The organism is Promicromonospora sp. NPDC023805, assembly GCF_040639635.1.
Taxonomy (GTDB): Bacteria; Actinomycetota; Actinomycetes; order Actinomycetales; family Cellulomonadaceae; genus Promicromonospora.
In genome coordinates this window covers 90,886-108,711 of sequence record NZ_JBFAAH010000021.1, presented here as the reverse complement: position 1 = coordinate 108,711, position 17,826 = coordinate 90,886, and the positions used below count along the sequence as shown (strand labels likewise).

The window sequence follows — 17,826 nt, the reverse complement described above, 5'->3', positions numbered from 1 at the left end:
TCCCTGGTGACGGGAAGTGCGGTCGCCAGGCGGCGCGCGATCGTCATGTCCTTACTCGCCGTAGACGCAGAGATGCCTTCACGGACGCGGAGCCAAGACGTGAACGTACGAGCCATGCCACCGGACCGCCAGGAACCTTCATTCTCGATGCGGGGTAGCAGGGTGTAGCGGACACCGTCCAGGCGGCCCGTGACCCGCCGGATACGCGTGTGCGCGTCAACCAGGCGGCCGATGCTCGGGGCGTCCCACCCGGTCAGTGTCTCGGGATCGGTCAGAGCAGTCAGTTGCGCGGTCGCGGCCTCGATCAGGGCCACCACGTCCTCGATCGAGGCCGCACCGGGCAGGCCGCTGGCGGGTCCGCCGTTCGTCGTCTGATCCACCATGCCCACCACCGCCCATCTCGATCGCTCGCCTCTAGTACTCACTCCCTTAGCGCATCCATTATCTCGAACACTCGTACGCTCCGCACGACGGATTTGAGATCTGTGGATAACTCTCCGGGGCCCAGTGATGCCCGCGACCGTTCCGGAAGTCCGCCACGCAAGGCCCCCGGCCGAGTCCCCAAAAACGAGCGCCTCCCGCGTCCCGTAATAAAAACGGTCCCCGACCGCACACCATCCGGTGCGCGGTCGGGGACCGTGGTCGAGCCCGTACCTACGCCGTCAGGAGATCTTGCGGCGGTACGCGGCGGTGGCGAGGACGAAGGCGACGGCGAGGATGCCGACGCACCACCCCAGTGCCACCCAGATGTCGGCGCCGACCGGCTGCTGGGCGAGCAGGGCGCGGATCGTGTCGACGATCGACGTCACCGGCTGGTTCTCGGCGAACCAGCGCACCGGCCCGGGCATGGTTTCGGTCGGGACGAAGGCCGAGCTGATGAAGGGCAGGAAGATCAGCGGGTAGGAGAAGGCGCTCGCGCCGTCCACGGTCTTGGCGGACAGTCCGGCGATGACCGCGAGCCACGTCAGGGCCAGCGTGAAGAGAGTCAGGATGCCCGCGACGCCGAGCCAAGCCAGCACCCCTGCTCCCGAGCGGAAGCCCATGAGCAGGGCCACGAGCACGACGATGGCCACCGAGACCAGGTTGGCGACCAGCGACGTCAGCACGTGTCCCCAGAGCACCGCCGACCGGGCGATGGGCATGGACTGGAACCGCTCGAAGATGCCGCCCTGCATGTCCAGGAACAGGCGGTAGGCCGTGTACGCGATACCCGACGCGATGGTGATGAGCAGGATGCCGGGCAGCAGGTAGTTCACATAGCTGCCAGTGCCGGTGTTGATCGCGCCGCCGAAGACGTAGACGAACATCAGCATCATCGCGATCGGCGTGACCGCCGTCGTGATGATCGTGTCCGGGCTGCGCAGGATGTGGCTCAGGGACCGCCCGGTCAGGACGGCGGTGTCGCTGAAGAAGTGCTTGCTCATGGTCTCGTTCCTCACTTGTCCGCGCTGACGGGGCTGCTGGTCGGGCCGCCGGCGCTGCCCGCACTGGTGCCGGAAGCGCTGTCGCCGACGACGGCGAAGAACACGTCCTCGAGGGTGGGCTGCTTCTCTACGTACTCGACCTTGGCCGGGGGCAGCAGGGCCTTGAGCTCGGCCAGGGTGCCGTCGACGATGATGCGGCCCTGGTGCAGGATCGCTATCCGGTCGGCGAGCTGCTCGGCCTCGTCGAGGTACTGCGTGGTCAGCAGCACCGTCGTGCCGTTCCGGGCGAGCTCCTTGACGGCTTCCCACACCTCGATGCGGGCCTGCGGGTCGAGGCCGGTGGTCGGCTCGTCGAGGAAGATGATCGGCGGGTTGCCGATCAGGCTCATCGAGATGTCCAGCCGGCGCCGCATGCCACCCGAGTAGGTGGCGGCCTTGCGCCCGCCGGCCTCTGTGAGCGAGAACCGGGCCAGGAGGTCGTCGGCGATCTTGCCGGGGTTGGCCAGGTGCCGCAGCTTGGCGACCAGGACCAGGTTCTCCCGGCCGGTCAGGATCTCGTCGACCGCGGCGAACTGGCCGGTCAGGCTGATCGACTCCCGCACCTCGGCGGCCTGTGTGGCGACGTCGTACCCGTTCACGCTCGCGCTGCCGCCGTCGGCCTTGAGCAGGGTCGACAGGATCTTGATGACCGTGGTCTTACCTGCGCCGTTGGAGCCGAGCAGCGCGAAGATGCTGCCACGCTCGACCTGGAAGTCCACGCCCTTCAGGACGTGCAGGTCCTTGTACGACTTCTCGACGTTCTGCACGCGGATCGCGGGCTCGCGGCTCCGCTCGCTGTTCGTGCTCATGTTCTTCCCTTTCTGGGCGGGGTTCTGGGGATCGATTTTTGGGTAGGGGGTAGCCAGGGAGGTGGTTCGGGTTCTTTCTCGGGCCGACGACGCCGGTCCGGGCTTCAGGTCAGGCGGGGCTCACGCGCGCCCGGTGCTCAACGAAGTTCGGGGAACCTCAGGGCCGCCGGACGATGACGTCGCCCCAGCCCGTGCTGGCGTGGATCTCCGCGGTGGCCTCGTTCTCGACGGGGCCGTCCGTGGGGGTGAGCTGGTTGCGGACGGTCCCGTGCTCGGAGGCGATGTCGAGCCAGGCGGCGGTGCCCTCTGGCACGTCGACCTCGATCGAGCCGTAGGACGTCGTGAGCGTGACGCTGCCCGACTCGACGCGGTCGACGCGGATGCCTGCATGCGCCGACTTCACGGTGAGGGCGCCGTGGACGCGGCCCACGGTGATCTCGGAGTGCGCCCCGACGACGTCCAGCGTTCCCGTCACGGACCCGACGGTCGTCGTCCCGTTGCTGGCGCGGACGGTGCCCTCGCCGGAGAACTCGTTGATCCGGACGCCGCCGGCGCTCACCTTCATGGAGGTGGGTCCGGTGGCCCGGCCGACGACGACGGACCCGGCGGAGACCTTGAGGTCGAGCCGGGCTGCCTCGTCGATCCGGACGTCGCCGCCGTTGAGGGTGAGGTCGACGTTGCCGAGCCGGCCCTCGGCGTACAGGGAGCCGGCCTTGCCGCTGAGGTGCGAGCCGATCGGCAGCTCGATGTTGACCTTCGCGCCGCCGGCTGCGAACGGAAGGACGTACTGCTTCCAGGAAGACGGGTAGATGATCGTGACGGCGTCACCGTCACGCCCGACACGGGTCTCCTCGGCGGCGCGCACCGAACCCGACTTGGCGGGGTCGGCGGGCTCGACGGTCACGACGACGTCGTCGCGCTCCGAGGCGATCACGTGCAGGTTGCCGAAGGGCACGTCCACGATGACCGGGACGGGGCTGGCGGCGGGGAAAGTGGGCATGACGGCTCCAGGTGAGGACAAGGGCGGGAACGCGAGGGGGCAGCGGACGGGCTGCGAAGATGCGGCGAGAGGAGTGGTGTCGGAGTGGTGTCGCGACGGCGGGTCAGCGCACCCAGCCGGTGAGGCGGTTCCCGCTCGGCAGCCCGGGGCCGGGCTGCGGGGCGGGGCGCCCGGTGGGCTGGTCGAGCGCGGCGGCGACCGCGCGCACCAGCCAGGTGTTGACCGAGACGCCGTCGCGGGCGGCGGCGGCCTCGGCCTGCGTCTTGAGGTGGTCGGGCAGGCGCAGGGTGGTGCGCGTGGTGGCGCCCGCGTCGGCGTCGGCGGACGCGATGCCTGCGGACCCGGCGAGGGCGGACGACGGTGCCGACGTCGCAGCGTGCTCGGCGACGGCGGTGGGCCCGGTGGTGGGCACGGCAGCCGCGGGTGCGGCAGCCGCGGGTGCGGCGACGACGAACTCGGGCTCGCCGCCGCGCAGCCGCACGTCGACCGAGCCGGGTGCGAGCTCCGCGGAGATCTCGCCGGCCGCGGCGGACAGGGCCTCGAGCAGCACGAGCCGTGCGGCGGCGTCCAGCGGGGCGGTCAGCCGGCCGGCGATCTCGCGCACCTCTTCCCCGCCCGCGGCGGCCGCGGTGGAGAGCTGGCGCTGCAGCTCGTCGACATATCTCGTGAGGTCCATGACCCCACTATGACACCACTCGTGGTGTCAGTGCAAGAGTCGTGACGTCATTCGCGACACCAAAGCGGCGCCACGTGGTGTCACAGAGATAGAACCGCAGGTCAGCGGCGTGCCGCCTCAGCGACCACCCGGCTGGACGAGCCCGTTCTCGTACGCGGCGATGACGAGCTGCGCGCGGTCGTGCGCGTTCAGCTTCGTCATGACCCGGTTCACGTGCGTCTTGGCGGTGTGCGGAGAGATCGCCAGCAGCTCCGCGATATCGGCGTTGGAGCGGCCGGTGCCGACGAGCGCCAGCACCTCCGACTCGCGTTCGGTCAGGTCGTGCAGCGCCCGCGACGGCTCGCTGGTGTGCAGCCGCTCGGACCGCACGTACCTGTCGATCAGCGTCCGGGTGGCGACGGGGGAGAGCAGGGCATCACCCCGGTGGACCGCCCGGATCGCGGCGGCGATGTCGTCCCGCTCCGCCCCCTTGCCGATGAAGCCGCTCGCACCGGCACGCAGCGCGCCGACTATGTACTCGTCCTCCTCGAACGTCGTCAGCACGAGCACCCGGACCGCCGCGAGGTCCGGGTCCGCGCAGATCTCGCGCGTCGCGGCGATGCCGTCCAGGCCGGGCATCCGGATGTCCATCAGCACGAGGTCCGGACGGCGCTCGCGGGCCAGCGCGATCGCCTCGTACCCGTCCGCCGCCTCCCCGGCGATGGTCAGACCGTCGCTGTGCGTGATCAGGTCGGCGATCGCCGAGCGGATCAGCGCCTGGTCGTCGGCGATGAGCACGGAGATCACGGGCGGCTCCCTCGTCCGGGGGTGGGCAGGGCTACGGGGGTGGGCAGGTCCGCGTCCAGCGCCCACGAGCCGACGCCGGCCCGGCCGTGGGTGAGCGTGCCGCGGACTGCCTCGACGCGCTCGCGCGCCCCGACGAGGCCGTGCCCTGCGGCGGCACCCGTGACCCGAGTGGGCACGGGGTTGACCACGGTGAGGTGCAGCCGGTCGGGCAGGTACTCGAGCACGACGTGCGCACGGTGCTCGACGCCGTGCTTGTGGGCGTTGGTGAGCGCCTCCTGGATGACCCGCAGCGCGACGACGTCTACCGCGGCGGGCAGCTCGCGCGCCTCGCCGAGCCTGCGCACCGTGACGTCGAGGCCGTGCCCGCGGAACTGCCGCAGGATGTCGTCGAGCTGGGCCAGGCCGACCGGTACAACGCCCGGCCCAGTACTCGGCGAGCCGGGGTCGCGCAGCGTGGCGAGCAGGTCGCCGGTCTGGGTGAGCACGGTCCGCGAGGCCTGGCGGATGACGGCGAGCGAGTGCTCGGCGTCGTCGGGCCGCTCGCGCAGGGCGGAGCCTGCGACGCCCGCGTGCAGGTTGATGACGGCGATCTGGTGCGCGACGGCGTCGTGCAGGTCGCGGGCGATCGCTAGCCGGTCCTCCGCGACGCGCTGGTTGGCGAGGGCCTCCCGCGTCGCCTCGGCGCGCTCCGCGCGTTCCGTGATCGCCACGAACTGTTCGTGCTGCACGCGGACCAGGTCGCCCAGCGCGCCGAACAGCAGGATGAACAGCAGGTACTGCATGCCGCCGCGGCCGACGGCCACGGCTCCCGCTATCGCGACGAGGACGGCGGTGGGGATGGTCAGCCACAGGGCCTGCCGCCGGGTCAGCGCGCGGCTTGCGGTGAACGTGGCGATCGCGGCGGCGAGGACGACGCCGGGGTTGAACAGCTCGAGCGGCACGGCGACCCAGACGATGCCGACGGCAGCCGCGACGGTCGCGACGGGCAGCCGGCGGCGGAGGAGGAGCAGCGCCGCGGACACCACGGCGATGATCGCGAGACTGCTCTGCCAGTCCGGGGACTGGTCCTCCCGGACGGGGAGCGCGCTGGCGCAGACGACGGCGACCGTGGCGACCGCATGGCCGGCCCACGCGGGGGCGCGGTGGTGGAGCGGAGGGCCGAACGGCACGTCATCGCCTCGTGGCATCTGCCAAGCATCTCGCACGCCTTCTCCGGGCGCGTCCCGCTCAGGGGGTATCCCGGAGTACCACCACGGCGGTACACGAGAGTCACCGCAGGGCCGATTCGCGCGGCGTCGTCGTCGCCGAGAGTTGGTCACGTCAACAACTCCGGCACCACGAGAGAGGCGGCCGACGTGGTCTCCCCACTGCTCTCCGTCAGCAACCTGCACAAGACATACGGCTCCGGCCCCAGCGCCTTCGAGGCGCTCAGGGGCCTGGACCTGGACATCGCCGAGGGCGAGTCCCTGGCGATCATCGGCAGGAGCGGCTCGGGCAAGTCGACGCTCATGCACCTGCTCGCGCTGCTCGACCGGCCGACGTCGGGCAGCATCACGCTCGACGGGACGGACACGTCGAAGCTCTCCGCCAAGCAGCTCAACCAGACCCGCAACAGCGCCTTCGGGTTCGTGTTCCAGCAGTTCTTCCTCAATGCCCAGGCGAGCGTGCTGGACAACGTGACCCTGCCGCTGAAGATCGCCGGCGTGGCCCGCCGCGAGCGCCTCGCCCGCGGGATGGCGGCCCTGGCGCAGCTCGAGCTGGACGACAAGGCCGACAACAAGGCGAACGACCTGTCCGGCGGCCAGAAGCAGCGCGTGGTCATCGCGCGGGCGCTGATCAACGAGCCGCGCGTGATCTTCGCGGACGAGCCGACCGGGAACCTGGACACCGCTACGGGCGCCGTCGTCGAGGACATCCTCTTCGACCTCAACCGCAGGCGCGGTATCAACCTGGTGGTCGTCACGCACGACGAGGACCTGGCGTCCCGCTGCGACCGCAGCATCTTCATCCGCGACGGCCTGATCGCCGCGCGCGAGGCGGTGGCGGCATGAGGAGCGTCGACATAGTCTCCACCGCGTTCCGGAACGCCTTCCGGTCCAGGCTGCGCACCAGCCTCACCGTCCTGGCGATCTTCATCGGGGCGTTCACGCTCTCCCTGACCAACGGTCTGGGCACCGGCATCAACCAGTACATCGACGACACGGTCGCCTCGGTCGGCGTCGACGACGTCATGACGGTCACCAAGGCCAGCGACGAGCAGCCCGCCGAGGGCCCCACCGAGTACGACCCGAACCAGATCGAGGTGGAGAACGGCCCGCCCGGCCAGACGGCCACCGCGCTGACCGACGCCGACATCGACACGATCGCCGGTATCGACGGCGTGGAGAGTGTCGAGCCGAGCAAGAGCGTCATGGTCGACTACGTCCAGCACGACGACGGGACGAGGTACCAGCTCTCCGTCGCCGAGTTCGTGCCGGGGATGCGGCTCGAGCTCGCGGCCGGCGAACAGGTGGACCTCGACGCCGCCGAACCCGAGCTCGTGCTGCCCGAGAGCTATCTGGAGCCGCTGGACCTCGGTTCCGCGGCCGACGCCGTCGGGCAGAGCGTCGTCCTTGCCGTCACCGACGCCACGGGCGCACAGGTGACCACCGAGGCGACGGTCGTCGGCGTCGCCGAGCCGGGCGTGATCACCATGGGCGGTGCGATCCCGAACGACGTCCTCACGCAGGAGCTCTACGACCTGCAGACCACCGGGGCGCCCGAGGCGGAGACCACCCGCTACGCGCAGGCCTCGGTCTCGTTCGACACCTCGGGCGGCGCGACGGAGACGGAGGCCCTGCAGGACCGCCTGGCCGACGCCGGTTTCACCGGCAGCACGCTGGAGGACCAGCTCGGCACGATCACCGCCGTCATCGACGGCATAGTGCTCGTGCTCAACGGGTTCGCGGTGATCGCGCTGGTCGCGGCCGGTATCGGCATCATCAACACGCTGTTCATGGCGGTGCAGGAACGGACCCGCGAGGTCGGGCTCATGAAGGCCATGGGGCTCTCCAGCGGCCGCGTCTTCTCCCTGTTCAGCATCGAGGCAGTCGTGATCGGGCTGGCGGGCAGCGCGCTGGGTGTCCTCGGCGCGGTCGGTGCCGGGCAGCTCGTGAACGGTGTGGCGGGAGACCTCCTGGCGGACCTGCCGGGGCTGACCCTCATCGCCTTCGACCCGGTGAGCATCGCGACGGTGGTGCTGGGTGTCATGGCCATCGCGTTCCTGGCGGGCACCCTGCCGGCCCTGCGCGCGGCACGCCAGGACCCGATCTCGTCCCTCCGCTACGAATAGTCCCCACCCACCCCACCCGTTGAGTGCTGGGTATCTGTCGAATCTGACCCCTCAGATCGACAGATACCCAGCACTCGACGTGTGAGATGCGGGTGGGGGCGGCCGGTGCCAGCGTGGATGGATCCCACGACACAGACCGAGGAGCGGACGATGAGAGCACTCACGTGGCAGGGCCGGGAGCACGTCAGCGTCGAGACGGTCCCCGACCCGCGGATCGAGGAGCCGAACGACGCGATAGTGCGCGTGACCTCGACGGCCATCTGCGGGTCCGACCTGCACCTGTACGGCGTGCTCGGTGCGTTCCTCGACTCCGGTGACGTGCTCGGGCACGAGGCGATGGGCGTCGTCGAGGAGGTCGGCCCGCTGGCGGGGAACCTCCGTGTCGGCGACCGCGTGGTGGTCCCGTTCGGGATCGCCTGCGGGCAGTGCTGGATGTGCACGCACGGTCTGCAGTCGCAGTGCGAGACCACGCAGGTCACCGCCGAGGACAGCGGCGCGGCGCTCTTCGGCTACACCAAGCTCTACGGGCAGGTGCCGGGCGGCCAGGCGGAGTACCTCCGGGTGCCGCAGGCGCAGTACGGCCCTGTCGTCGTGCCGGACGACGGCGCGCCCGACGAGCGGTACCTGTACCTCTCGGACGTGCTGCCCACCGCGTGGCAGGCGGTCGAGTACGCGCAGGTGCCCGACGGCGGTTCGGTGGTCGTGCTCGGCCTCGGACCGATCGGCCAGATGGCGGCCCGGGTGGCCGCCCACCGCGGCGCCGGGCTCGTCATCGGCGTCGACCTGGTGCCGGAGCGGCTGGCGATGGCGGCCAGGCACGGCGTCACGGTCCTCGACTCCGAGCGCGACGACGTCCTGGCCGCTGTCCGCGACCTCACCGAGGGACGCGGCCCGGACGCGGTGATCGACGCCGTCGGTATGGAGGCGCACGGCTCGCCGGTCGCCGAGACCATGCAGAAGGCTGTGAGCTTCCTGCCGGACGTCGTCGGCAAGCCCCTGACCCAGCGCGCCGGCGTGGACCGCCTCGCCGCGCTGTACGCGGCCATCGACCTGGCGCGCCGGGGCGGCGTCATCTCCCTCTCCGGCGTGTACGGCGGCGTGCGGGACCCGCTGCCGATGCTGCGGCTGTTCGACAAGCAGGTGACGATCCGGCAGGGACAGGCGAACGTCCGGCGCTGGACCGACGAGCTGCTGCGGCTCGTGGCCGACCCCGCCGACCCGCTCGGAGTGCTCGACCTGCGGACCCACCGCTGGCCGCTCGAGCGCGCCGCCGAGGCCTACGCCATGTTCCAGCGCAAGGACGACGGCTGCGTGAAGGTGGTGCTCGACCCGGCGGCCTGAGCGGCTGGGGCGACAGGACCGTCAGGCCTGTCCTTACCCTGGTCCGCTCGCTCTCCGTATGACACTCCACGCATCGCGGACAGGGTGATATCGAGGCACTATGACCCCGTGCCGATGGTCACTGGACAACAACATAGAGCTGAGACCCCCGGAGCAGACGCCGGGGTAGCTGGTGTGGACATCGGCGGGACGGGGTCGCGCCTACGCGTCGACAACGGACGGCCCGGCGGGGTCTACGAGCTCACGGGCCCGCCCGCGACCATCGTGAACGGGCGCTCGACGGTGCCCGACGTGGTGCGGGGCCTCTGCCGCGACTTCGCTACCGAGTTCGGCGGGCGGCCCCGGGTCGCGGCCGCCGCCGTCGGGATGCGGGGGTTCCGCTCGCAGACGCAGTCGGGGAGCCTGGACCCGAACCGCGTGCACGACATCCTGGCCGAGGAGCTGCGCACCGACTCGACAGCGGTGTCGAGCGACGCGGTCACGGCCCACCTGGGTGCCCTCGGCCCCGGACCCGGCGCCACGCTCGCCGTCGGGACCGGCGCCGTGGCCGTGGCCTGCGACGACGTCGGCAGATGGCACCTCGCGGACGGCATGGGGCCACACGTGGGCGACAACGGCGGCGGCGCCTGGATCGGCCGGCGCGGGCTCGACGCGGCAGCCCGGTCGATGGACGGCCGCCGGATGGGCGCGTCGCCCGGCCTGGTCCAGTCCGCCGAGCGGCACTTCGGCCGGCGCGAGCAGTGGACGACCGTCAACGACGTCTCCCTGTTCGCCGGGTTCGCGCCGCAGGTCATCCAGGCGGCGAGCCGCGGCGACGCTGCATGCCGCGAGATCCTCGACGAGGCGGCCCGGTCCCTGGCGGACGGGTTGTGCGCGGTGCTGAACCACCCCGGCGTCGAGCCGATCGCGGTGACCACGGGGAAGCTCCTGATGCATGCGCCGTCGTTCCGGTCGATGGTGCTCCAGCAGCTCCTGGAGAAGCGCGACGACGTCCGTGTGCAGCCGAGCGCCGGGCTGCCGCTCGACGGCGCGCTGAGCCTGGCCAGGATGCTCGCCGCCCACCCGGCCGTCGTCCGGGAGCACGTACCCCTGATGGCGGTCCGGATCGGTGCCGCGGACTGGCTGGAGGACTCCATCACCATGCCACGCGTGGTGCTCCCGGTCGTCCGGCCGATCCGCGCGGAGAGCGAGCCCACCGCCTGGGCCGTCGAGATCCGGTCCGACTTCGAATGGTCCGCCGACCAGCTGCTGGAGGACGTCGTGGGACCGGCGACACCCACCGCCGCCGTCGTGCCGCTGACCGGAGCGCGCCTCGTGGTCGGCCGGGCGTCGCGCAGCCGCGGCGTCGTGCCCGACATCGTGTGCGAGGACACCGGCGTGTCCCGCAGGCACTGCGAGATCAGCTGGGTCGACGGCGGCTGGAGCGTCATCGACCTCGGCTCGGCCAACGGGACCTACGTCGCCCCGCGCGGCGAACCCGTCCCCGCGGAACCGCTGCGGTCGGAGGAACGGCGCTGGCTGTCCGACGGCGACCGCATCTATGTCGGCGGCTGGACCTGCCTGACGGCGCGGGTCGTGACCGCGAACGTGCACTGAGCCGGAGCGCGGGTCCGCCGAACTTCGGCGGATTCACCTGGACCGCTCCCGGCACTGCTCCTAGGTTGGCGGCATGTCCGGAATCGAGCTCGCCCGCGCGTACTGGGACGACGTCGTCCGCCCGATCCTCGACCGGAAGCTGCCCGGCGTACCGCGCGCCGCCGGGCGGCTCGGCACCGGCTCGGACGTGCTGGGGCTCGACGACGAGACGTCCCGCGACCACGACTGGGGGCTGCGGCTTACCCTGCTGGTCCCGGCGGACCAGGTGGTCGAGGCCGACCGGGTGCTGACCGCTTCGCTCCCGGCCTCCTTCCGGGGAACGCCGACGGCCTTCCCGTTCACCTCAGACATGACCGTCCGGCACCGGATCGAGGTCATGGCGCCGGCCCAGTTCGTGCGATCGCGCACCGGTCTCGACCTCGCGGGCGGCGAGAACAGCGCTCTGCGCATCACCGACTGGCTGTCGCTCACCGGCCAGTCGGTGCTGGAGGTCACCGCCGGGCCGGTGTTCGAGGACACGTCCGGCGAGATCACCACGCTGCGCGACCGGCTGACCTGGTACCCCCACGACGTGTGGCTGCACGTCCTGGCGGCGGACTGGACACGGATCGCGCAGGAGCTGCCGTTCGTCGGCCGCACCGGGCAGCGCGGCGACGACCTCGGCTCGCGGCTGATCGCGGCGCGGCTGGTCACGGCGCTCGTCCGGCTCGGCTTCCTGCTGGAACGGCGCTGGCCGCCCTACCCCAAGTGGGCGGGGACCCTGTTCGCGCGACTGCCCGTCGCGCCGTCGGCGGGCGGACCCCTGGCGGGGGCGCTCGCGGCGCCGACCTGGCAGGAGCGGGAAGCCGCCCTGCACGCGGCGTGCGAGGTGCTGCACGAGCGGCAGCGCGCCGTCGGGCTGCCCGCGCTGGACGGGGCGGCCTGCGAGCCCTTCTACGACAGACCCTTCACCGGGCTGCGTGACGTCGCGGGGGTGCTGCGCGCGGCGGTCACGGACCCGGAGGTGCGGGCGTTGGCGCACCGCGGGGGAGTCGAGCAGTGGGTGGACGACGTCGGGACGCTCACCGACGCGGAGATGCGGCGGCGGCTCGCCGCGTCCTGACCGGCCGGCTGTGAACGACGAGCTGTGGATTACGGCGCGGTGAATGTCACCGGTCCGACGTACTCTGACCGGCGATGATTACTCGTGCAGAGGGTGCGTACCTTGGCGCGCTCCGGGCCTTCCAGGAGCCGATGCTGGACCTGCTTCACCGCAGGTACGCGCCGCTCGTCGTGTCGCTGTTGTCCCTGGTGTTCACGCCCGAGCGTCCGACGGTCCCGGTCGCGGAGGCGCACACCGAGATCGGTGATGCGCTCGACCAGCTGCGCGCGCAGGGCCACGAGCTCAACGCCGACGGCACGCGCGCCATCCCGCTCGGCAGCGCGCGGGAGCTGTGCAGGCAGTGGTCCGACGTCGGCTGGCTGAAGCGCCAGATCGTCGACGGGGACGTCGAGGTCTACCAGCTCTCGGCACATGCGGTCGGCGCGCTCGAGGTGGCCGGGCGGGCCGGCGGCGCCCGGGCGCGGGTCTCGGAGTCGCGGGTCCGGACGCTCCTGGACGCCGTGGAGCGGCTGGCGCAGGACGCCGACCCGGACGTGGCGGTCCGCATGGCCCGCCTCCAGGCGCAGATCGACCGGCTGCAGGCCGAGCTGCTGCGGCTCGACAGGGGCGGGGAGGTCGACCAGGTGGCCGACGAGGAGCTGCTGGAGGAGGCGGAGAACGTCCTGCACCTGGTGCGCGAGCTGCCTGCGGACTTCGCGCGCGTGGCGGAGTCGATCAAGGCGATGCAGCGGGACGTGGTGACCGCGCTGCGCCAGGACGAGCGGCCCTCCGGCGACGTGCTGCGCGAGTACCTGGAGCGCGGCGAGCAGGTGATGACGACCACGCCGGAGGGCCGGGCCTTCGCCGGGGCGCTGCGGCTGATCGGTGATCCGCAGCGGATCGACGAGCTGTCGCTCCAGCTCGACACGGTGCTGCGCCACCGCTTCACGGGGCGGCTGGCGGGGCAGCAGCGTGCAGAGCTGCGCGACGTCGGACGGCGGATCGAGCAGGGTGTCGCCGAGGTCATCAAGGCTCAGCGCCAGGCGTCCCACGTCATCACCACGCAGGTGCGCAACCACGACCCGCTGCGCGACCGGCAGGTCGACGAGCTGCTGCGCGAGGTGATGATCAGCTTCCAGGCGTGGATGCCGACGACGCGCCGTGGCCAGGAGGTGGACCCGTTGCGCAGGCTGCCGGTGGCGGACGTCGCACACCTGCGCCAGTCGACGAGCGACCTGAGCCCGCCGCAACCCCCGGTCCCGCTGCAGGCACCGGACGACGGCGCGGACACCGACCTGGAGGACGGCGCCCGCGAGTGGGGCGGGCCCCACTACGCGGAGCTGCGCGAGCATCTCGCCTCGTTCGCGGGCGCGTTGACCGGCGACGGCGGTCGCGCCGACCTCGCCGCGGTGTTCAGCGCCGCACCCGAGTCGATCCGGCGGCCGGTGGACCTCCTCGGCCTGCTGGAGCTCGCGGACCACCAGGACATGACCGAGACCGACCAGGTGGCGGTGGTCGAGGCGATCCGGCCCGACGGCACGCGGCGGCGGTTCGCGTTCGGCGGCGTCACGGTGCGGACGGCGCTGGATACCGAGCAGGACACGAAGCAGGGCACCGAGCTGGATACCAAGCTGGACACCGAACGACGCACGAAGGACTACGCACATGAGTGAGACCGCCGTCGAGGAACACGTCGCAGAGACCGACGGCGAGGCAGAGACCGACGGCGGGTTCATCGAGCCGGTGCCGATGGAGGAGGATCCGGAAGGGCTGTTCGCCGGCGACTCCGGGACGCTGGACGCCGCGGTGCGCCGGGTGCTGGTGCGGCTGCTGCGGGGCAGGTTCCTCGTCGCGGACCGCAACCGGGCCCAGTGGCGGGTCCTCCTGGAGAACCAGCAGCTGATCGAGTCCCGGCTGCACGACCTGTTCATCCACCTCGTCGTGGACCACGACCGGGGGATCGCGTACAAGAAGCAGGTCCGCCCCGCCGAGCTGGACGTCCCGATCCTGCTGAAGGACGACCCGTACACCCGCGCCGAGACGCTGGTCCTGGTCCATCTGCGCACGGTCTTCCAGCGCGAGCAGGGCGCGGGGGAGTCCTCGGCCCGGGTGGACGTGGAGGAGGTCGAGCAGACGGTGCTGACGTTCTTCGACCCCGACGACAAGAACCTGGCCGCGCGGCAGACGGAGATCCGCACCGCCGTGCGGCGGCTGGAGAAGGAAGGGCTCATCGAGGAGGAGTCCGAGGGCCGGTTCCGCGTCACGCCGCTGGTCGAGATAGTGCTCAGCAACGAACGGCTCGGCGAGCTCCGGGAGTGGCTGCGTACGCAGAACGAGCAGAACCAGCAGAACCAGGAGAACCAGCGATGACGATGATCGACACCCTGTTCGGGATGATCCCGGCGGCGTCGACCGGGCAGCAGTGGGTCGCGCGTGATCTCCAGCTGGTCAACTGGGGCGGTTACGACGGTCACCACCAGGTGCGGCTGGCCACGACGGCGACCCTGCTCTCCGGCGGCTCCGGCTCCGGTAAGTCGACGCTCATGGACGCCTACATCGCGCTCCTCATGCCGCACACCACGCCGTTCAACGGCGCGTCCAACGGCAGCGTCGTCGGGCGGCCGCGCGGCAAGGACCAGCGCAACATCCTGTCCTACGCACGCGGCAAGATCGACGAGTCCCGGACCGACGACGGCACCCGTCAGCGCGTGCTGCGGGGCGACGGCCGGGACACCTGGTCGGCGATCGCCATGACCTGGGTGGACCAGTCCGGCACGAGCTTCACCGCCGTCCGCGCCTGGTACGTCCCGTCCGCCGCGCGCACCCTCGAAGAGGTGGTCCCGCTGCGTGCCACGTGCGACGGCGCCTTCGACCTGCGGGGCCTGGAGCGGGCAGCCGCCCAGCGGCTCGCCCGCACCGAGCTCACCGCGGCCGGGCTGACGTGCTTCGACACCGACCGGGAGTTCACGGCGCGCCTGCACTCGACGCTCGGCATCGGCGCGTCCGGCGACGGCAACAAGGCGGTGGCACTGCTCGGCCGCATCCAGGCCGGCCAGCAGATCACCACCGTGGACGCGCTCTACAAGGCGATGGTCCTGGAGGAGCCCGAGACCCTGGCCAAGGCGGACGAGGTGGTCGAGCACTTCGACAAGCTCGCCGGCACCCGCGAGCAGATGATCACGGCCCGCCAGCAGGTCAACGCGCTCTCCCCGATCCGCGGCTACCACGCGGCCATCGAGGGTGCGGTCGAGCGGCTGCGGGTCATCGACGAGATCGGTTCCTTCGCCGACGCAGCGTCGCCCGCGGCGCTGTGGCGCAACGGACGGCGGCTCGGCCTGCTGCGCGCCGTCGAGCACGATCTGCAGGCCGAGCACCGCGCGGCACTGGGGCGCGCCGAGGAGACCAGGGTCCGGATCACCGCTGCGAAGTCCGAGCTGGACGGCGTGCTGGAGACCCTCCGCGCATCGGGCGGCGACCGGCTGGCCACCGCGCAGCGTGAGCTGAAGGGCGTCGACTCGCGGCTGGCCGAGGTCGAGCGTGCCCGCGGCCGGCTGGACGACGCCCTGGGCGTGCTGGAAGCGGAGGCGGGTTCGGAGGCCGAGTTCTCGGCCGTGGCCGCGCGCGCCGGTGCGGCCCTGGCCGACGTCGGCACGAAGAAGGCCGCGCGTGACACGTTCGGCGAGGCGATGTCGGCCAGGAACGCCGCGCGTGCCGAACTAGCTGAGCTCGAGGCCGAACGGTCGGCGGCCGCCGACCGGCGCGGCAACATCCCCGATCACCTGCACCGGGCGCGCGCCACGCTGGCCGAGGCCGCCGGGCTGACCCCCGAGGACCTGCCCTTCGTGGGCGAGCTCCTGGAGGTCCGCACCGAGTTCGAACCCTGGCGCGGGGCCTTCAACCTCGCGCTGGGCGGCTTCGCGACCAAGATGCTCATCGACACGGCGCGCATCCAGGCCTTCCGCAAGGCGATCGACGCGGTCCCGACGTCCACCCGGATCCGGTTCGAGGGCGTGCCCACCGGGATGCGCGACGAGCTGGGCGTCGACACGCGGACCCTTCCCGGCCGGCTCGACGTCCGCGGCGGCCCCTTCGCCGGCTGGCTCAAGCACGAGCTGGCGCAGCGCTTCGCCTACGTCTGCGTGGACACCCCGGGGCAGCTGGGGCAGCACAAGATGGCGCTCACCCGGTCTGGCCAGCAGTCCGAGGGCTACCGGGGCGCGCACGGCGGCAACCTACGCTCCAACGTGCTGGGCTTCACCAACGGCCGCGCGCTGGCGGAGCTCGACGAACGCATCGCCCAGGCACGTGAACGGCTCGCCGAGGCGGAACGCCGTGTGGCGGACGCCGACGCGCGCCTCAACCGGCACGACGACGAGCTCGCCGCTTACCGCACGGTCAGCGGCCTGACCTGGGACGAGGTGGACGTCGCCGCCGTCGAGGCGGAACGGTCCCGCTGGATGCAGGTCATCCACGAGGTCACCGCGGGGAACCCCGAGATCACGCGCCTGCGGGACCAGTCAGGCACGCTCGAGAAGCAGATCGACGCCTTCAACCAGGACCTCGGCAAGACGACGGCGCGCGCCGACGCGCTGGAGACGCGCTGGACTGCCGTCACCGACGACGTCGACGCCGCCCAGCAGGCGCTCGACGACGCCGAGGCGGCCGAGGTCGCCGTCGGGCCGGAGCAGGGTGAGTACCTCGACGCGCTGTTCCGGGCCGCCGACCTCGACGCCACGAGCGGTGGCGCGGCGGCCGCGGCAGCACTCGAGGCGTTCGACGGTGCGCTGCGGCAGGCCACCGAACGGCTCAAGGCGGACCGGGAGGTCGCGCAGACGGCGCTCGGCACCGCCCGGGACGCGCTGCGCCGGACCTTCGAGAACTTCCACGAGCGCTGGCACGACCCGAACCTGGGGACGGACCCGGAGGAGTCCTTCGGCGACTACGACCGGATCCTGACGGACCTGGAGACCAGCGGGCTCCACGAGCTCGAGACGGACTGGCGCAACAGCCTCCTGCGCCTGTCCGGGAACGACCTCACCGACCTGTACCGGGCGCTGGCCGGCTCGGTCCGCGAGATCAAGGAGCGGATCGGCCCGGTCAACGACATCCTCGCGAACCTCCCGTTCGCCGACGACGCGCACCGCCTGCGGATCGACGCGCGCGACAACCAGTCCACCGTCGTCGGGTCGTTCCGCAAGGAGCTGCGCAACCTGCGCGATTCGCTGACCCGCGAGGCGACGGACGCCGAGCGCGAGCGCCGGTACCTGCGGATGGCCAAGGTGATCGACCGGATCCGGCGGAACGCGCCCGACTTCGCCGACCTCGTCGACGTCCGGCGGCACGTGCGGCTCAGCGCCGAGAAGGTCGACCTGGACGGCAACCACGTCGCGCACTACGACGGCATCGGCGAGAAGTCGGGCGGTGAGTCCCAGGAGCTCGTGGCGTTCATCGTCGGCGCGGCGCTGCGCTACCAGCTCGGCGACGCCGGGGCGGAGCGGCCGCGGTACGCGCCGGTGTTCCTCGACGAGGCGCTGATCAAGGCCGACGCCCGGTTCACGGGACGGGCCGTCGGCGCCTGGCGCGGTCTGGGCTTCCAGCTCATCATCGGTGCGCCCAACGACAAGTACAGCGCCCTGGAACCGCACGTCGACATGAAGTACGTGGTCCTCAAGGACGCCTCGGGCCGGTCCCGGACGAAGGCGGTTGCGGGGGTGGCGGAGCCCGCCGGTCAGTAGGTCGGCCC

The 17,826-nt window shown here is 71.8% G+C and carries 15 protein-coding genes; 8 read left to right on the top strand and 7 right to left on the bottom strand.

The features are described 5' to 3' along the window. From AB0F70_RS19925 to AB0F70_RS19895, 7 genes are all read right to left on the bottom strand, one after another. Positions 1-383, bottom strand: a 383-nt coding sequence (locus AB0F70_RS19925) for a hypothetical protein (RefSeq protein WP_357452094.1), incomplete at its 3' end; no start/stop codon positions are given. Positions 384-662: 279 nt separating this feature from the next. Beyond that, positions 663-1,424, bottom strand: a complete 762-nt coding sequence (locus tag AB0F70_RS19920; RefSeq protein WP_357452091.1) for an ABC transporter permease — start codon at positions 1,422-1,424, stop codon at positions 663-665. A gap of 11 nt (positions 1,425-1,435) precedes the next feature. Beyond that, a complete protein-coding gene (locus AB0F70_RS19915) occupies positions 1,436-2,272 on the bottom strand; it encodes an ATP-binding cassette domain-containing protein (protein WP_357452088.1) in 837 nt (278 codons plus the stop codon). A 157-nt stretch (positions 2,273-2,429) separates the two neighbouring features. Further along, positions 2,430-3,272, bottom strand: coding sequence for a DUF4097 family beta strand repeat-containing protein (locus AB0F70_RS19910; RefSeq protein ID WP_357452085.1), 843 nt, complete (start codon positions 3,270-3,272; stop codon positions 2,430-2,432). A gap of 103 nt (positions 3,273-3,375) precedes the next feature. Beyond that, positions 3,376-3,948: a histidine kinase gene (locus AB0F70_RS19905; protein ID WP_357452082.1), complete on the bottom strand. Its 573-nt coding sequence runs from the start codon at positions 3,946-3,948 to the stop codon at positions 3,376-3,378. Positions 3,949-4,065: 117 nt separating this feature from the next. Continuing rightward, positions 4,066-4,734 carry a response regulator transcription factor gene (locus AB0F70_RS19900; RefSeq protein ID WP_357452079.1) on the bottom strand — a complete coding sequence of 223 codons (669 nt, stop codon included), beginning with the start codon at positions 4,732-4,734 and terminating at the stop codon, positions 4,066-4,068. Further along, positions 4,731-5,921, bottom strand: a complete 1,191-nt coding sequence (locus tag AB0F70_RS19895; RefSeq protein WP_357452076.1) for a histidine kinase — start codon at positions 5,919-5,921, stop codon at positions 4,731-4,733. Before AB0F70_RS19895 ends, AB0F70_RS19900 begins: the two co-directional genes overlap by 4 nt. 168 nt (positions 5,922-6,089) lie before the next feature. Between AB0F70_RS19895 and AB0F70_RS19890 the strand changes: the two genes are divergently transcribed. The 8 genes from AB0F70_RS19890 to AB0F70_RS19855 all read left to right on the top strand — a co-directional run bounded on the left by AB0F70_RS19890 (position 6,090) and on the right by AB0F70_RS19855 (position 17,818). Further along, a complete protein-coding gene (locus AB0F70_RS19890) occupies positions 6,090-6,785 on the top strand; it encodes an ABC transporter ATP-binding protein (RefSeq protein ID WP_357452073.1) in 696 nt (231 codons plus the stop codon). Further along, positions 6,782-8,065: an ABC transporter permease gene (locus AB0F70_RS19885; RefSeq protein WP_357452070.1), complete on the top strand. Its 1,284-nt coding sequence runs from the start codon at positions 6,782-6,784 to the stop codon at positions 8,063-8,065. Before AB0F70_RS19890 ends, AB0F70_RS19885 begins: the two co-directional genes overlap by 4 nt. Before the next feature lie 150 nt (positions 8,066-8,215). Beyond that, positions 8,216-9,406 (top strand): zinc-dependent alcohol dehydrogenase, encoded by a 1,191-nt coding sequence (locus AB0F70_RS19880; RefSeq protein WP_357452067.1) that lies wholly within the window; start codon positions 8,216-8,218, stop codon positions 9,404-9,406. Positions 9,407-9,580: 174 nt separating this feature from the next. Further along, the gene (locus AB0F70_RS19875; RefSeq protein ID WP_357452064.1) at positions 9,581-11,002 is read left to right on the top strand and encodes a BadF/BadG/BcrA/BcrD ATPase family protein; all 1,422 of its coding nucleotides are present in this window, start codon (positions 9,581-9,583) and stop codon (positions 11,000-11,002) included. A gap of 73 nt (positions 11,003-11,075) precedes the next feature. Next, positions 11,076-12,104 carry a DUF4037 domain-containing protein gene (locus AB0F70_RS19870; RefSeq protein ID WP_357452061.1) on the top strand — a complete coding sequence of 343 codons (1,029 nt, stop codon included), beginning with the start codon at positions 11,076-11,078 and terminating at the stop codon, positions 12,102-12,104. Between the two features lie 74 nt (positions 12,105-12,178). Beyond that, positions 12,179-13,756 (top strand): DUF3375 domain-containing protein, encoded by a 1,578-nt coding sequence (locus AB0F70_RS19865; RefSeq protein WP_357452058.1) that lies wholly within the window; start codon positions 12,179-12,181, stop codon positions 13,754-13,756. Continuing rightward, complete coding sequence (locus AB0F70_RS19860) at positions 13,749-14,453, top strand: DUF4194 domain-containing protein (RefSeq protein ID WP_357452055.1); 705 nt, start codon at positions 13,749-13,751, stop codon at positions 14,451-14,453. The genes AB0F70_RS19865 and AB0F70_RS19860 overlap by 8 nt, the downstream gene beginning before the upstream one ends. Continuing rightward, the gene (locus AB0F70_RS19855; protein ID WP_357452052.1) at positions 14,450-17,818 is read left to right on the top strand and encodes an SbcC/MukB-like Walker B domain-containing protein; all 3,369 of its coding nucleotides are present in this window, start codon (positions 14,450-14,452) and stop codon (positions 17,816-17,818) included. Before AB0F70_RS19860 ends, AB0F70_RS19855 begins: the two co-directional genes overlap by 4 nt. Positions 17,819-17,826: the final 8 nt, after the last annotated feature.

Coding starts and splice junctions, on each gene's coding strand:
- AB0F70_RS19920 (WP_357452091.1), bottom strand. CDS start 1,424: ATGAGCAAGCACTTCTTCAGCGACACCGCCGTCCTGACCGGGCGGTCC.
- AB0F70_RS19915 (WP_357452088.1), bottom strand. CDS start 2,272: ATGAGCACGAACAGCGAGCGGAGCCGCGAGCCCGCGATCCGCGTGCAG.
- AB0F70_RS19910 (WP_357452085.1), bottom strand. CDS start 3,272: ATGCCCACTTTCCCCGCCGCCAGCCCCGTCCCGGTCATCGTGGACGTG.
- AB0F70_RS19905 (WP_357452082.1), bottom strand. CDS start 3,948: ATGGACCTCACGAGATATGTCGACGAGCTGCAGCGCCAGCTCTCCACC.
- AB0F70_RS19895 (WP_357452076.1), bottom strand. CDS start 5,921: ATGCCACGAGGCGATGACGTGCCGTTCGGCCCTCCGCTCCACCACCGC.
- AB0F70_RS19885 (WP_357452070.1), top strand. CDS start 6,782: ATGAGGAGCGTCGACATAGTCTCCACCGCGTTCCGGAACGCCTTCCGG.
- AB0F70_RS19880 (WP_357452067.1), top strand. CDS start 8,216: ATGAGAGCACTCACGTGGCAGGGCCGGGAGCACGTCAGCGTCGAGACG.
- AB0F70_RS19870 (WP_357452061.1), top strand. CDS start 11,076: ATGTCCGGAATCGAGCTCGCCCGCGCGTACTGGGACGACGTCGTCCGC.
- AB0F70_RS19865 (WP_357452058.1), top strand. CDS start 12,179: ATGATTACTCGTGCAGAGGGTGCGTACCTTGGCGCGCTCCGGGCCTTC.
- AB0F70_RS19860 (WP_357452055.1), top strand. CDS start 13,749: ATGAGTGAGACCGCCGTCGAGGAACACGTCGCAGAGACCGACGGCGAG.
- AB0F70_RS19855 (WP_357452052.1), top strand. CDS start 14,450: ATGACGATGATCGACACCCTGTTCGGGATGATCCCGGCGGCGTCGACC.